This is a genomic window from Agrobacterium rubi TR3 = NBRC 13261 (assembly GCF_000739935.1).
Taxonomy (GTDB): domain Bacteria; phylum Pseudomonadota; class Alphaproteobacteria; order Rhizobiales; family Rhizobiaceae; genus Agrobacterium; species Agrobacterium rubi.
On sequence record NZ_BBJU01000013.1, the window covers coordinates 115,642 to 130,918 of the forward strand.

Annotated in this window: 15 protein-coding genes; 7 read left to right on the forward strand and 8 right to left on the reverse strand. The window is 57.4% G+C overall.

Features of this window, described 5'->3' with window-relative positions; genetic code table 11:
- Window positions 1-121 precede the first annotated feature (121 nt).
- Window positions 122-811 carry a phosphoglycolate phosphatase gene (gene gph / locus RRU01S_RS11065; RefSeq protein WP_234936063.1) on the reverse strand — a complete coding sequence of 230 codons (690 nt, stop codon included), beginning with the start codon at window positions 809-811 and terminating at the stop codon, window positions 122-124.
- Between the two features lie 207 nt (window positions 812-1,018).
- On the opposite strand from gph, the gene rpiA reads away from it, so the two are divergent.
- From rpiA to gor, 3 genes are all read left to right on the forward strand, one after another.
- Window positions 1,019-1,717, forward strand: a complete 699-nt coding sequence (rpiA, locus tag RRU01S_RS11070; RefSeq protein WP_045230336.1) for a ribose-5-phosphate isomerase RpiA — start codon at window positions 1,019-1,021, stop codon at window positions 1,715-1,717.
- A gap of 17 nt (window positions 1,718-1,734) precedes the next feature.
- Complete coding sequence (locus RRU01S_RS11075) at window positions 1,735-2,340, forward strand: DUF2059 domain-containing protein (RefSeq protein ID WP_045230337.1); 606 nt, start codon at window positions 1,735-1,737, stop codon at window positions 2,338-2,340.
- 129 nt (window positions 2,341-2,469) lie between these two features.
- Entirely contained in the window at window positions 2,470-3,858 is a 1,389-nt protein-coding gene (gor, locus tag RRU01S_RS11080; protein WP_045230363.1) for a glutathione-disulfide reductase, read from the forward strand.
- On the opposite strand, the gene RRU01S_RS11085 is transcribed toward gor, so the two are convergent.
- Window positions 3,836-4,744 (reverse strand): LysR family transcriptional regulator, encoded by a 909-nt coding sequence (locus tag RRU01S_RS11085; RefSeq protein ID WP_045230364.1) that lies wholly within the window; start codon window positions 4,742-4,744, stop codon window positions 3,836-3,838. The genes gor and RRU01S_RS11085 overlap by 23 nt on opposite strands.
- A 448-nt stretch (window positions 4,745-5,192) precedes the next feature.
- Between RRU01S_RS11085 and RRU01S_RS11090 the strand changes: the two genes are divergently transcribed.
- Window positions 5,193-6,569, forward strand: coding sequence for a class II 3-deoxy-7-phosphoheptulonate synthase (locus RRU01S_RS11090; RefSeq protein WP_045230338.1), 1,377 nt, complete (start codon window positions 5,193-5,195; stop codon window positions 6,567-6,569).
- 65 nt (window positions 6,570-6,634) lie between these two features.
- Here the strand turns inward: RRU01S_RS11090 and RRU01S_RS11095 are convergent, their stop codons facing one another.
- The 6 genes from RRU01S_RS11095 to RRU01S_RS11120 all read right to left on the reverse strand — a co-directional run bounded on the left by RRU01S_RS11095 (window position 6,635) and on the right by RRU01S_RS11120 (window position 13,284).
- Complete coding sequence (locus tag RRU01S_RS11095; RefSeq protein ID WP_045230339.1) at window positions 6,635-8,362, reverse strand: TadG family pilus assembly protein; 1,728 nt, start codon at window positions 8,360-8,362, stop codon at window positions 6,635-6,637.
- Between the two features lies 1 nt (window position 8,363).
- Entirely contained in the window at window positions 8,364-8,786 is a 423-nt protein-coding gene (locus tag RRU01S_RS11100; protein ID WP_045230340.1) for a TadE family protein, read from the reverse strand.
- A 155-nt stretch (window positions 8,787-8,941) separates the two neighbouring features.
- Window positions 8,942-9,784 (reverse strand): RadC family protein, encoded by an 843-nt coding sequence (gene radC, locus RRU01S_RS11105; RefSeq protein WP_081880054.1) that lies wholly within the window; start codon window positions 9,782-9,784, stop codon window positions 8,942-8,944.
- A gap of 44 nt (window positions 9,785-9,828) precedes the next feature.
- Window positions 9,829-10,659 (reverse strand): type I methionyl aminopeptidase, encoded by an 831-nt coding sequence (gene map / locus RRU01S_RS11110; RefSeq protein WP_045230341.1) that lies wholly within the window; start codon window positions 10,657-10,659, stop codon window positions 9,829-9,831.
- A gap of 31 nt (window positions 10,660-10,690) precedes the next feature.
- A complete protein-coding gene (gene sfsA / locus RRU01S_RS11115) occupies window positions 10,691-11,410 on the reverse strand; it encodes a DNA/RNA nuclease SfsA (protein WP_045230342.1) in 720 nt (239 codons plus the stop codon).
- Between the two features lie 26 nt (window positions 11,411-11,436).
- Window positions 11,437-13,284, reverse strand: a complete 1,848-nt coding sequence (locus tag RRU01S_RS11120; protein ID WP_045230343.1) for a PHA/PHB synthase family protein — start codon at window positions 13,282-13,284, stop codon at window positions 11,437-11,439.
- 129 nt (window positions 13,285-13,413) lie between these two features.
- On the opposite strand from RRU01S_RS11120, the gene RRU01S_RS11125 reads away from it, so the two are divergent.
- From RRU01S_RS11125 to RRU01S_RS11135, 3 genes are all read left to right on the forward strand, one after another.
- The gene (locus tag RRU01S_RS11125; RefSeq protein WP_045230344.1) at window positions 13,414-13,815 is read left to right on the forward strand and encodes a hypothetical protein; all 402 of its coding nucleotides are present in this window, start codon (window positions 13,414-13,416) and stop codon (window positions 13,813-13,815) included.
- A 479-nt stretch (window positions 13,816-14,294) separates the two neighbouring features.
- Complete coding sequence (locus RRU01S_RS11130) at window positions 14,295-14,579, forward strand: acyl carrier protein (RefSeq protein ID WP_103088466.1); 285 nt, start codon at window positions 14,295-14,297, stop codon at window positions 14,577-14,579.
- A 200-nt stretch (window positions 14,580-14,779) separates the two neighbouring features.
- Complete coding sequence (locus RRU01S_RS11135) at window positions 14,780-15,259, forward strand: 3-hydroxyacyl-ACP dehydratase FabZ family protein (RefSeq protein WP_045230345.1); 480 nt, start codon at window positions 14,780-14,782, stop codon at window positions 15,257-15,259.
- Window positions 15,260-15,277: the final 18 nt, after the last annotated feature.

The window sequence follows — 15,277 nt, forward strand, 5'->3', positions numbered from 1 at the left end:
TCCGCCTGTAGCATCCATTGAAAAAGTCGCCTTTCGGGGCGGCTTTTTTATTGTGCGGTTTTCTTGAAGATTTCCGTCATTCCGCACTTGATGCGGAATGACGGGTGAGTGGGGTGCCTTATCAGGCCGCAGCCACCCGCTTCGAAATCAGCTTTTCGATCAGCGCTGCATCCAACTCATCATAGCTATCGATCACCACATCCGGCCCAAGCTCCGCCATCCGCACATCTGTATATCCGAACGTCACACCGACCGAGGGAATGTTGGCGTTCTTGGCGGAGGCGATGTCGTTGACGCTGTCGCCGACCATCACGCTTTTGGCAGGGTCGCCGCCTGCTTTTTCAATGGTGCCAGTGATGTGGCGGGCGTCTGGTTTGCGCCATTCGAACGTGTCGCCGCAGGTGACGGCTGCGAAGTGATGGCTGAGGCCGAGTTTCTCCAGAAGCGGTGTTGTCAGTACGGTCGTCTTGTTGGTGCAAACGGCCAGTGTGAAACCGGCTGCCGTCAATCGTTTCAGTGCGGCAACGATGCCGGGGTAGGGTACGCTCTGTCCAGGCATCTGCTCGAGATAATGGGAGAGAAAGCGCTCGTAGAGCGGCTCCAGATCGTCGTCGGAAAGCTCTTTGTTGCGCAGGGCAAAGGCCCGCTTGATCATGACCCGTGCGCCATGGCCGACGAGGTGTTTGAGGTCGCCATAGGTCGTGGGCGCAAGGCCGGCGGCTGCTATGGCATAGTTCAGGCTGTCGATAAGGTCGGGGGCGGTATCGACCAGTGTTCCGTCGAGATCGAATATGACGAGTGGAGAAGTCAAGGCATGCCTCATGGTGTGCTGTGTATTGTCCGGCCAAGGCTAAGCATTGGCACGGGCATTTGCAATGAAACCTTTGAATCGTCGCGTGTGACCCTCTCAAGGGGCTTTCGTTTGCTATTCGACCCGTGTAAACAGCACGCCAGCGTAAGGCCGCCTGATGCAAGGCCGATACGCATCGAGTGGATTAGACCCGGAGTTTGCAGCCGAATGGATGCCCGCCAAATGAAGATCAAGGCCGCAGAAGCGGCGTTGTCCCATGTCGAAGACGGAATGCGTCTTGGTATTGGTACCGGGTCTACGGCAGAAGAATTCGTCAGGCTTCTGGCTGAAAAGGTCTCCAATGGCCTGAAGGTTCAGGGCGTTCCGACATCCGAGCGCACGGCGCGTTTGTGCGTGGAGCTTGGCGTTCCCTTGAAGTCACTGGATGAACTTCCGGAACTGGACCTAACCATCGATGGTGCCGACGAGGTCGACCACCATCTGCGCCTCATCAAGGGCGGCGGCGGTGCGTTGTTGCGCGAAAAAATTGTCGCGGCAGCGTCATCTCGCGTCATTGTGATTGCCGATCAGACCAAGGTCGTCGACACGCTGGGCGCGTTTCCATTGCCCATCGAGATCAATATTTTCGGTCAGGTTGCAACCTGCATCGCGATCGAGACAGTGGCTTCAAAGCTCGGCCTGATAGGCGATTTGAAGCTTCGGTCTCTGGAGGATGGCCCCTTCAAAACAGACGGCGGCCACCTCATTTTCGACGCATCTTTTGGCCGTATTCCTGATGCAGAAGCACTGGCACGCGAGCTGAACGCCATACCAGGTGTTGTCGAGCACGGACTTTTCATTAATCTGGCATCGCTTGCCATTATCGCCGGGCCAGATGGCGCCCGCGTGATGCAGGCGAACATATAACAGGAGCGAGAGATTTCATGATCAAACTTGCGGGACTGGGCAAAGCTGCCGCTGCTTCTATCCTCATTTCCGGCATCGTGTTCGGCACCGCCGTTCGGGCGCAGGAAATTTCCGAGGAGCATATCAATGCTGCAAAGCAGGCGATCTCTGCGCTCGGTGTTACCGACCGTTTTGACAACATTCTGCCAGGTCTTGCAGAGCGTTTGAAGACCGAGCTCATTCAGGCTTCGCCGAATGTTCAGGACGCCATCAGTGAAACCGTCGATGCCAAGGCGCTGGAACTTGCACCGCGCCGTGCCGATCTGGAACGTGAAGCAGCACTCACCTATGCACGCGCTTTCTCGCTCGATGAGTTGAAGGCAATCTCTGCATTCTACGGCAGTGAAGCCGGCAAGAAACTGTTGAAAGATGGTCCGATAGCCACGCGTGAATTGATGAAGGCGGCTGACATCTGGGCTGCAGGTATCAACCGCGATCTCAATGCATCCAGCATGGAAGAGCTTCAGAAGGTTGCCGGTGCAGACCTCCAGCCGTTGCCCGCCAACAATTCCAACACAGGTGGCGCACCTGGCGCAACAGCTGCGCCTGCCGGTGCGGCGCCAGCGGCCAAGCCTAAGCCCTGATCTTTTCAGCCAGCTTTCAGAAATTTTCAAAGCCCGGATTTCACTCCGGGCTTTTCTTTTGTGCCGTGCGCCACCTATATGAGTGCATAAGCGATGGCGGTGTTCATCCTTCGCATCAGAGGCTCTCCCATGACATCTTACGATTATGATCTTTTCGTTATTGGCGGCGGTTCCGGCGGCGTGCGCAGTGCGCGTGTGGCGGCATCGCTGGGCAAGCGGGTCGGCATTGCCGAAGAATACCGCTATGGCGGGACTTGCGTGATCAGAGGCTGTGTGCCGAAGAAGCTGTTCGTCTACGCCTCGCAATATCGAGAGCATTTCGAAGATGCCGCCGGTTTCGGTTGGAGCGTGGCTGAAAGCAGTTTCGACTGGAAGAAGCTCATTGCTGCGAAAGACAAGGAGATCGAGCGTCTGGAAGGACTCTACCGCAAGGGGCTGGAAAACGCCAAGGCCGACATTTTCGACAGCCGCGCAGAGCTGGTCGATGCGCACACCGTGAAGCTTATAAAAACCGGTAAGACGGTGACGGCTGAGCGTATCGTCGTTGCGGTGGGTGGTACGCCCAATCCGCATGTGTCTTTGCCAGGCTACGAACTGACGATTTCATCCAACGAGGCGTTCCATCTAGACGAGTTGCCCAAATCCATTCTGATTGCGGGCGGCGGTTATATCGCCGTGGAGTTCGCCAATATTTTCCATGGTCTCGGTGTCGAAACGACGTTGATCTATCGCGGTAAGGAAATCCTGTCGCGCTTCGATAACGACATGCGGTCGGGGTTGCATGCGGCCATGGTTGAGAAGGGCATTCGCATCATTCTGGAAGACGTGATCCAAGAGGTGAGCAAGGATGGGGCAGGTGGTCTTGTTGCGCGCACCAAGCAGGGCCATTCTTTGAATGTGGGCCAAGTCATGCTGGCATTGGGGCGTGACCCGAACACGCAAGGTCTGGGTCTGGAAAAGGCCGGTGTTGCGGTCAACGAGCGCGGCGCGATCATTGTTGACGACTATTCGCGCACCAACGTGCCAAGCATCTTTGCGCTGGGTGACGTCACCGACCGGGTACAACTTACGCCGGTCGCCATTCATGAAGCCATGTGCTTCATCGAAACCGAGTTCAAGAACAACCCGACGAAGCCGGATCACCATCTGATCGCAACGGCTGTCTTTTCCCAGCCCGAGATCGGTACTGTCGGTCTTTCCGAGGAGGAGGCCGCTTCCAAGTTCGAGGAGATCGAGGTTTACCGCGCGCAGTTCCGCCCGATGAAAGCGACGCTGTCCGGTCGTTCTGAAAAGACGATCATGAAGCTCATCGTCAATGCGGCGGACCGTAAGGTGGTCGGCGCCCATATTCTGGGCCACGATGCCGGTGAGATGGCGCAGCTTCTGGGCATCACGCTGAAGGCTGGATGCACCAAGGATGACTTCGATGCCACGATGGCAGTTCACCCCACCGCAGCCGAAGAGCTTGTGACGATGTACACGCCGAGCTATCGGATCAAGAACGGTGAAAGGGTATAATCGAAGCTTCGCTCGGTTTCTCGCTTTCCACAATGCCTTCAAAAAGGATTTCGTTGTGCTTCAAAAGCGCGGCGAGACGATCAATGACGGTGCGCATCTCGGGTGAGTGCCGGTCGTCATCGTTAAACGCCAGCCAGAGCGGATGCGATAGCTCTGCAATGGCCTCACCATCACGCACGACACCGGGCAGGTCATCTCCGATATAAGATGGGAGAACGCCTTTTCCAGCACCGCTGGCAATCAGCTTGGGCAGCAGTTCGGGTGCGTTCGTCCAGGTGTGGATCGTCCGCTCATGGTTGCGAAACACCCATGTCTCCGCATTGGAAACCGCGACCTCCGTGCCGATCGAAATCCACGGCACGTCGTTGCTGGCGCGCAGATTTTCGGCGCGGTAGGCGTGGTAGGACACATCGACGGATTTCAGGGCAGCGAAATTTCCCTGTGTGGGTGGCGTGTCGAAGATTGCCACCATGCCACGCCGATAGGTCAGATCGTCCTCTGCGCTGAAGAGCTTGCAGCACAGCCGAAAACCATCCTGCGGGCCGCGAAGGGTGCCTGCTCTGTCCGCTATGAAACCCATCATCCAGATGTTGCTGGCGATGGAGACGATGGGCAGCGCAAAGGCATCGCTGTGCCATTGGCTGATATCGAGTGCTGCGCGACGCATGGATTGAACGCGCTCAAACAGGGTAAGACCGTCAGGTGCCAGCCGGTAACCCTGCTGACTGCGGATGAACAGGGTGCGCCCCATTGTCCGTTCCAGAAACAGCATCCGTCTGCCGATAGTCGGCGCACTGATGCCGGTCAGCCCTGCTGCACCGGCAAGCCCACCCTCCGACGCGACGATATGGAAGAGCTTCAGATCGTCCCAGTTGACATCCTTCATGGCATTCATCCCCGCTGATCGGTGACACTATAGGCCAATAGGGGCGCACGCGCACCGTGTATGGTTGAAATGCCCGTTTCAATCTCGCGTCTATGAGCGCCATGCCTGCGGGCTTACTTCCGTTCCATGCAAACGGGAGCCGATCAGATGTCACCGGAAACGATGTTCGTGATGGAGCGCATGCGCAGGGATGTGGGCTCGACGGGCCGTAATGGCCTTACCGATCCCTTCGAGAATTGGCCGTCCACGCGGCTGGAGAGGGTGGCGTTATGGTTTTCACGCTGGGTGAATGGATACGGCGTTTTTCACTGGCGTCAAAGCCGGGGCAAACGGGACGGATCGCTGCTAACTTGGCCTTTGCAAGCGAGAGTGAAAATGTTTATAAGCGCCCGATTAACAGGGATGGTTGCTGCCTCATCGATTACGAGGCGTCACAGGCGAGAACAAAATGGCACAGAATTGGACACCGAGCAGCTGGAGGCACAAGCCAATCCAGCAGGTTCCCGAATACCCGAACGCGGCAGCGGTTGCAGCGACGGAAGCGACGCTTGCGACCTATCCGCCGCTGGTGTTTGCCGGTGAAGCGCGCCGCCTGAAGAAGCAGCTTGCCAGCGTTGCCGATGGCGAAGCGTTTCTGCTTCAGGGCGGCGATTGCGCGGAAAGCTTTCTGGAACATGGTGCCGACAACATTCGCGACTTTTTCCGCGCCTTCCTGCAAATGGCCGTCGTTCTGACCTATGGTGCGCAGCTTCCTGTCGTGAAGGTTGGCCGCATCGCCGGTCAGTTTGCCAAGCCGCGTTCCTCGAACATCGAGTCGCAGAACGGTGTCGAGCTGCCGTCTTACCGTGGTGACATTATCAACGGTATCGAGTTCAACGAAGCCTCGCGTATTCCCAACCCGGAACGTCAGCTGGATGCCTACCGCCAGTCTGCCGCAACGCTGAACCTGCTGCGCGCTTTCGCCATGGGTGGTTATGCCAACCTTGAAAACGTGCACCAGTGGATGCTCGGCTTCGTCAAGGACAGCCCGCAGGCAGACCGTTACCGTAAGCTGGCCAACCGCATCTCCGAAACGATGGACTTCATGAAGGCCATTGGTATTACGGCCGATAACCAGCCGAGCCTGCGCGAAACCGATTTCTTCACCAGCCATGAAGCGTTGCTGCTGGGCTATGAAGAAGCGTTGACCCGCATCGATTCGACCTCCGGTGATTGGTACGCAACATCGGGCCACATGCTCTGGATCGGCGACCGTACGCGTCAGCTTGATCATGCCCATGTGGAATATTTCCGGGGCATCAAGAACCCGATCGGTTTGAAGTGTGGCCCGTCCTTACAGCCCGATAATCTGATCGAGCTCATCGATGCGCTGAACCCATCCAACGAAGCCGGACGCCTGACACTGATCTGCCGTTTCGGTCACGACAAGGTTGCCGAAAGCCTGCCGAAGCTCATCCGCGCCGTCCAGAAGGAAGGCCGCAAGGTCGTCTGGTCCTGCGATCCGATGCATGGAAACACGATCACGCTCAACCACTACAAGACGCGTCCGTTCGAGCGTATTCTGTCGGAAGTGGAAAGCTTCTTCCAGATTCACCGCGCCGAAGGCACGCATCCGGGCGGCATCCACATCGAGATGACCGGTAAGGACGTGACGGAATGCACCGGTGGTGCGCGCACCGTGACAGCCGATTCGCTGTCGGACCGCTACCACACCCATTGCGACCCGCGTCTCAATGCCGACCAAGCGCTGGAACTGGCGTTCCTTCTGTCTGAGCGCATGAAGAGCGGCCGCGACGAGAAGCGTCTGGCCGTCGTCAACGGCTAACTCTGATCGATACACATGACAAAGCCGCCGGAGCGATCCGGCGGCTTTTTTGTTTGGACAGAGCTCTATTGCACAAGAGCGGGGTGAGAGCATCGAGCGTCGGTCACTCGGACATCGGCTTCGCCCATCTTGACGCCGAGCAGCATCAGCGTGTTGTAGAGAAGACTGTCGATCGGCGCCGTTGCGACGGACAGTGTTTCGGCGAGTGCTGCCTGCACCACGGGCTGCGAGCCAATGGTGATGACCAGCAGGCTGATATCGACGTCCAGTTCTTTCAGCAGAGATTTGACCAATGATGTCGTCACGTCCTTGGTAGAGACGTTCTTGACCGTGCCCTGGGCAATATCGGCCGGCTGGAATGTCAGCGTCGTCGGCTTGACGTTGGCACTGTCGACGTGGGCCATGGCGTTGATTTTCAACACAAGCGAATCCACGATCGCCGCCTTCGTCACACGCGGATCGCGACCGAAATTGTTGAAGCCGGTGGTATCAACATTGCCAAGCGAAATCTCTGCTATGCCCGGGACGACGGCGACATCGACTGTGCCGGTGCCGCCCGTAGAGCACCTGATGTCCGACACTTTGGACTCCGCATTGGCGACCTCGACATAGAGCGGAATGCGCACGCTGAGGCCCAGCAGGGCTTTCAGGCCATCGACCTTGGTGTCGATCATGAGACGTGTCTGCGCGGTTCTAACAACACTGCCCGGTGTGCCGATGGCAAGCGATGGCGTGCCCAGCGGCGGCTCGCCGATGGCAATCGTGATCTTGGTGCCCGCCAGTCCTGGTACCGATAACCCCGCATCGACCGAAACCTGACGTCCGGCATTGGCAACGGTGGCGGCCGCGTTGATGAGTTCGAACACACCGGCGTTCAGGCGAAGGTTTTCGGTGGCGCCAACCTGTTTGTCGATGACGGGGCCGAGCGCCAGAATTTCCTCCAAGCGCAGTGTGACGGCGGTTTTGGCCAGCGCTTTTTCCAGCGTCTTAAGGGCTGCGGTAACCGTGGGTCGTGTGCCTGTTGCTTTTGTCAGTGCCGCCAGAAATTTGCCGTAGCTGATTTCGGTCTGAAGCACGTCGCGATAGGTACCGGTGGTGAGGCTGAGATCGGTTGCCAGCGAATCGACCAGTTTTAGTGCGTCGATATCGGTCGCAAGCAGAGCCTGATAGTCAGACAGGTTGAGTGCGATCGTGGTGCCCAGCAAGCTGCCTAGGAGATTGTTCAGCAGGCCGCCATTGAGGCTGGCCACGCGCGAGCCCACCGAAAAGGCGGCGACCTTTTGTCCGGCGGCGGTTCCGACTGCGGATATTTTCGGTGCTGTCGTGAACGTGCCAGCGAAATAGATGCGGCCCTGTTCGACAATGTTGACCTTCACCGCATTGGTCGGCGTGGCGTTTTCCACGAAACGTTCGCCAATCGAGACAGTCGGGTCCGGCACGTAACGCCCTTTGACGACTTCCGCATAGCCATCACGGCTGGAAAAGGCGGTTTCGGGATCAAAGGGGATGGTGCCTGTTTCCGTCAGAATGCCTGATGCGGTTTTAACACCAAGGTTTTTGTTGTTGAGCTGGAAATACTGAAAGACGGCGCGGTTTACATCGGTGGCTGAAGCCGCCGAAACAGCGGCAAGATCCGCAGTCTGCTGAAGCTGGCGCTTTTGCAACGTGAGCGAGCCATAGTCGACGCCAAGTGCAAGGACGCCCATCATCAGCGGTGCGGTAATGCCTGCCATGATGGCGACGTTGCCGGAACGGTCTTTCGCAAGGCGTTTGAGATTTGAAATTTTGCGCATGTCAGATCCCCCCGATCCGAATGGTCGAAAATCGACGGATGGTCTTGTCCGGAAGCGCGAAGGTGTAGAGGCTCCAGATGGGCAGTTCGGTTGCGTCATACTCTACCGTGACGGTGAACTGATTGATGTTTGCCGGGTCGCTGCCGACGCTGACATTGACGCGGTTCTTGTCCAGAAAGGCGTAATTGAGGGCGCTCTGGTCAACGAAGTTTTTCGCCAGTATTTCTCGCTCTGTTCTGGTGATGCCTGCGACTGCGGTACGCGCCGCATCTGCGGCGACCTGCTGCACCGCGTAGGCAGCGCTGAGATAAATCCCATAGGCAATCATGGTGAGCAGAACGAGAATGAAAACCGGTGCGACGATTGCGAACTCAACCGCTGCCGAGCCGGAACGATTGCGGAATATTTTTGCCATAGAGGTCATGGCACCCCCCGATCCGAAAACTTATTATTTTCGAAAAAACTAATTTAGATGTCTTGATTTTTTGTTAATCGGAAAATTTAGGGTTGTGCCGTTTTTAGAAAACTGGCGTCTGACGCGTGTTTTTCTTGGGAAATGTCAGAATTTTTCTTATGCCCCTATATCAGCCGCAAACCCTTGAAGCTGACATGCCCATCCTTGCCGATGATGATGTGATCGTGCACCGCGATGCCCAGTGGTTTGGCGGTATCGATGATCGTCTTGGTCATATCGATATCTGCACGCGATGGCGTCGGGTCGCCGCTAGGATGATTATGAACAAGGATGATGGCGGTGGAGGAGAGTTCCAGTGCCCGACGCACGACCTCTCGCGGATAGACGGGTGTGTGGTCGACCGTACCCTGGCCCTGCACCTCGTCGGCGATCAGCACGTTGCGCTTGTCGAGGAAGAGAATGCGAAACTGCTCGCGTGACTCATGCGCCATGACGGCGTGGCAGTAGTCTATAACGGCAGACCACGACCCCAGGACCTGCTTGTTGCGGATTTCGCTTTTCAGCATGCGTTGGGATACGGAGGCGATGAGCTTGAGGTCGAGCGCCACGGTCTCGCCCACACCCTTGACCTCCTGAAGCAGCGAGGGCGGTGCACCCAGCACGCCAGCGAGCGTGCCGAACCGTGCGATCAGGGCTTTCGCGATAGGTTTGGTGTCTCTGCGGGGAATGAGCCGAAAGAGAAACAGCTCTAGCAATTCGTAATCCGCCAGCGCCGAATCGCCATTGTCGCGGTATTTGGCGCGCAGGCGCTCGCGGTGGCCGTGGTAGTGCGCCACGTCGCTGTCTGCTGGCGATGTCGGCTGCGGTTTGCTGTCTTTGATGTTTCCCCGCCTTGATTCGGTAAAGAAGCCCCGTTCATCCGCTGCTTCCGAAAGGCCCGCCGGCTTGTCCTCTGCGCCACCTTCCAGATTGAACTTTGGGTCTTTATCGACAGGACGTTTGGCCATCAGACTTGTCTTTCGGTTTCGGTTCTGTGCTTCGATCCAACGTTTCAGAGCGGCGGCAGGCCGGGACGGTGCAGACCGCCGGGCGATAGCGTGAAGATGTCACAGCCCGTTGCTGTAACACCCACCGCATGTTCATATTGTGCAGACAGCGAGCGGTCGCGAGTCACAGCCGTCCAGCCATCCGACAAGACCTTCACATGCGGCTTGCCGAGATTGATCATCGGCTCGATGGTGAAGATCATGCCTTCGCGCATTTCCGGGCCGTCTGTCTCCTTGCCATAATGGAGGATGTTCGGTGTATCGTGGAAGAGGCGTCCCACGCCGTGACCACAGAAATCCGTCACCACAGAGCAGCGCTCGGCTTCCGCATAGGCCTGAATGGCAGCACCGATGGCGCCGGTGCGGGCGCCGGGTCTGACGGCGGCAATGCCGCGCATCAGGCATTCATAGGTCACTTCCAAAAGACGCTCGGAGGCGCGCTTGATCTGGCCCACCGGATACATACGGCTGGAATCGCCGTACCATCCATCCAGGATATAGGTGACGTCGATGTTGACGATGTCACCTTCGCGCAGCGGCTTGTCATCGGGAATGCCGTGGCAGACCACGTGGTTGATGGAGGTGCAGACGGATTTGGTGTAGCCGCGATAATTCAGCGTGGCGGGCAGGGCGTCGTTGTCCATACCGAATTCGAACACAAAGCGGTCGATGGCGCTGGTCGTGACGCCCGGCTTGACGATGCTGGCCAGTTCATCGAGGCACCGCGCCGTCAGCTGGCTTGCCTTGTGCATGCCCTTGAAGTCTTCGGCATTGTACAGCCGGATGACGCCCGTGTTCTTGGAAGGGGCCGCTGCCGCATCGATGTAAGTTACCATTGTCCTGCTTTCCGTCTTTCAATGCTTCGTTTCATAAAGCAGCGGGGTACCAGTCGTCTATTGCAACCATCTCGTTTGCGACGATTTCCCGTGATGAGACGCTGCATTTTATGGCGTAGGCCTCCACTCCGCGCGTCATGGCACGGTGAAAGGCGGCAAAATAGACCGGATCGAGATCACCGCAGATGCGCAAGCGGTCACAATCGTCGCGCTGTATGAGATAGAGCATCACGGCGCGGCAGCCACTTTCTGCCGCATCGCCCAGCTCTTCGAGATGTTTCGCGCCGCGTTTGGTGGCCGTATCGGGAAACTCGGCCAAGCCTTTTTCGCGCATGAAATGCACGTTCTTCACCTCGATATAGGCATCCGGCCGACCGGGGGCGGACAGCAGAAAGTCGATGCGGGAATTGATGCCGTATTTCTGCTCGCGCCTGACCGTCGTGTAGCCGGCTAATGAGGGGATGCGTCCCGAGAGAAGCGCTTCTTCGGCAAGCCTGTTTGGCATGCCGGTGTTGATGCCGACGACCGTATCATCCGCTTCCACCATTTCCAGCATGTGGCGATATTTGCGGGTGGGGCTGTCGTGTTCGGATAACCAGACGCGTGAACCCGGCGTGGTCAGTCCGCGCATGGAGCCGGTGTTGGGGCAGGAGCCGGTGATTTCGGTACCGTCTTCCAGCACGGCATCGAAAAGGAAACGCTTGTAGCGAGAGATGAGCGTTCCGGGAATGAGTGGAGAATCAAAGATCATGGTGCAGTGTCGTGTTCGCAACGTGCTTATTCAAGCACATAGGTGCCCGGCGCATCGCAAAGGGCGGGAAGGGCGCCATCACCGGGAATGCGGGCAGCGACCTTGCGTTTGTCTTGCGCCTTGATCCAGGTCTGCCAGTGCGGCCACCATGATCCTTTGTGGGCGGTTGCCGCCTTCTGCCATTCGTCAAAGTCACCGCTTGGTGAAGCGCCTGTCCAATATTGGTATTTCTCCATCTCCGGCGGATTGACGACACCTGCGATATGGCCGGAGCCGCTGAGCACGAATTCGACCGGGCCACCAAAACAGGACGCGCCTGTGAAGACGGATTTGGCGGGTGCGATGTGGTCCTCGCGGGTTGCGAGATCATAGACCGGGATATCGATGTCTTTCAGATTGATCACTTTGCCCGCCACCTGCATGCGGCCTTCGGCGAGGTTGTTTTCGAGGTAGCAATTGCGAAGATAAAAGGAATGGTTGGCCGCGGCGACGCGGGTGGAATCGGAGTTCCAGTAGAGCAAATCGAAGGGTGGCGGCTGGGCGCCGCGCAGATAATTGTCCACCACGTAAGGCCAGATCAGATCAGACGCCCGCAGCATGTTGAAGATGCTGGCCATGATCGCGCCATCCAAGTAGCCAACTGCCTTCATATGGGCTTCGAGTGTGGCCAGTTGCTGCTCGTCTATGAAAACCTTGAGGTCGCCCGCATGGGTGAAATCGGTTTGAGCGGCCAGCAAGGTGGCCGAGCGGATGCGTTTTTTCTTTTGCTGCGCGTGCAGCGCGAGCGTAGAGGCCAGCAGCGTTCCGCCGATGCAGTAGCCCACGGCGTTGATCTGTTTTTCGCCGGTGACCTGTTCGATGGCGTCGAGTGCGAAATCGATTCCCTCGCTCGTGTAGTTGTCCCAGCCCTTTTCGGCATGACGCGCATCCGGGTTGATCCAGGAGATCATGAAGACGCTGTGGCCCTGATCGACGCACCATTTGACGTAGGATTTGCGGGCGTTGAGATCGAGAATGTAGAATTTGTTGATCCATGGCGGGATGATCAGCAGCGGCCGCTTCAGCACCTTTTCGGTGGAGGGCGCGTATTGGATGACTTCGCACAGATCGCTGCGGGCAATGACCTTACCGGGGGTGACGGCGATGTTCTGGCCGATGACGAATTTGCTGTAATCGGTTTGGCGCAGTTTGATGTTGCCGTTGCCGGCCGCCATGTCTTCGGCAAGCTGGGCCATGCCCTTGACCAGATTGGCGCCGCTGGTCGCCACCGTTTCGCGGAAGACCTGCGGGTTGGTGAAGGCGAAGTTGGCCGGTGAGATCGCTTCCGTTACTTGGCGCATGTAGAATCGCGCCTTCTGGCGGGTCTTTTCGTCCAGCCCATCGGCTTCCGTCACCATGCGGTCTGCCCAGCTGACGGTGACGAAATAGACCTTCTGCAAGGCATCGAAGAACGGATTTGCCTGCCAGTCCTCATCCGTAAAGCGCTTGTGTTTTCGCTCATTGCCCGGCTGCTCTTGGGCGCTGGCGGAATCGCCGGACATTTGCGAAACGGATTTCTGCCAGATGTCGAAGTAGCTGGAGAGGAGATGCGTTTGCGCTTCGACCGAGCGTTTCGGCTCCGCCATCCAGTATTCGGCGACGTCGGACAGCGTCTGGAACAGATCGCTCATGGGGCTGGCGGTGGTTTGCGGAATGTCGCCACGTTCCCGTGGTGCCAGCCATTCGGAGGCAGCTTTGCCCAGGTTTTCCAACGCCTTCGCCACATTCATCGCGAATGCCTGCGGGTCACACACCATATAAGCGTCGGCGGATTTGGGATCGAAGCCTTTAGGCTTTTCCTCCTCGTCGTTCACCCCGCCATCGATGCCTGCCATACATTGTCCTCTCGCGCATTTTTGTGTTTGCACATTCTGCATGAAAACGAATACAAGTTCCAGCGACACACGCGCCCGTGATATGGCGTTTTAGAGATCGAATAATACGGTTACAGGCGGGACATTGAAATGGGCAAGCGTATGGAATGCGTAAGAGCGGCAACGGCCCTGTCGGTTTGCGGTCTTCTTTTGCCCTTGCTCGGCGCCTGCAAAACGCTTGATCCCATCGTTGCACCAGCGCATATGAAGCGTCCCGCCGCACAGGTGGTGGGCCCGCAATCCGTCGATGCCTCGCCCATGGCACAAAAGCGCGACACCGGAACATATCCGACATTCGCAAAGCCTATGACGGCTGCCCTGCCACAAATGGAAAACGACGAAGCCGATTCCATGCAGACAAGCATGACCAAGCTGGGCGCTGCACGCCGTAGAGGCCAGATTTCGGAAGTGGAATACAAGCGAAGGGTCGCAGAACTGCGGGCTTTGCAGGAACAGCAAAAGCCCGTTGCCACACCCGCGGCGTCGCAATAATCTTATCGTTAGCGCGCAGTTAACGGGCCGACAGCTTTTTTACGCAATTTGGAAGCATCAGCTAACCGCATTCTTTAAGCGGAAAGATGCACCTTCGCGCTATCATTCTGGCCAGGGACAACAAGGTCCGTTAAGCGCCGGAGAGCGTAAGATGAAGTGCTTTTTCGTTTGTTTGATTTTCGCGGCAGCAGTGTTCAATCCTGCTCAGGCCAAAGCGCCAACGGTTACGACGAGCCATACCGGGCACGCCCGCTGATCCTCCGTCTCTCTATCATTGATTGCCCGCTTATGCCCCGGATCGATTGTCTTGCGGCGTATGGGCGGTTGAACTCGACACGTTGGTTTCTGGCAGCGAGCGGCATTCGGTTGCTGTTTAGGCAACACTTTGCTCTGAAAATACAGGGGCACCTCACGAAAGCATTGGCTTTTTTGCGCAAGTTCCCTATGTGGTGCCTCATACATAGGACACACGAAGGATTATGGGCGTGACAGCTACATTCGACAAGGTTGCAGACATTATCGCTGATACCAGCGAAATCGACCGCGAAACCATTACGCCGGAAAGCCACACGATCGACGATCTCGGCATCGACAGCCTCGACTTCCTCGACATCGTTTTCGCGATCGACAAGGAATTCGGCATCAAGATCCCGCTCGAGCAGTGGACGCAGGAAGTCAACGAAGGCAAGGTTTCGACCGAGGAATATTTCGTTCTGAAGAACCTCTGCGCAAAGATCGACGAGCTGAAGGCCGCCAAGGGTTGATTTGGACGGACTGTTTGGCGGATACTTTTGTATCCGTCATTCCGGCCTTGAGCCGAAATCCAGTGCGATCAAGTCTTTGATCGCGAGAAGACTCTCTTGCCGCGCAGACGCGCGGCTGCTGGATCCCGGATCAAGTCCGGGATGACGGAGTGTCACGACGGGCCCTGTTGCCATTCCCCTAAAAACCTCACGGACGGAACATGCTTCTAGAATATTTCCAGATGGTTGATAGCATCGAGTCCATCGACCGCTCCGCCCGCATTCTCAAGGCGCGGTCCGTCGTGCCTGCCCAGAGCCCGGTCTTCGAAGGCCACTTTCCCGGCATGCCACTGGTTCCGGGCGTTCTGCTCATCGAAACCATGGCGCAGGCGTCCGGCATGCTGGTTCTGGCCATGACCGATTTCGCCGCCATGCCGTTCCTGATGACCGTCGATGGCGCCAAGATGCGCACCTTCGTGGAGCCGAATGCGGTGCTCGATATCGAGGCCTATCTGGAGCATGACGGTTCGGGGTTTGCTGTGACGAAGGCCAAGATCACGTCTGAGGGCAAGAAGGTGTGCGATGCGCAGTTGAAGCTGCGGACCATGCCGTTTTCCGAGATACCGCTCGGCCCGATCGTCAAGAAGCGGGCGGAAGAGGTTGGGCTTATGGCGGCGATTGCGGCGGATACGTCGGTTTAAGTTGTAGAGATTCATGAG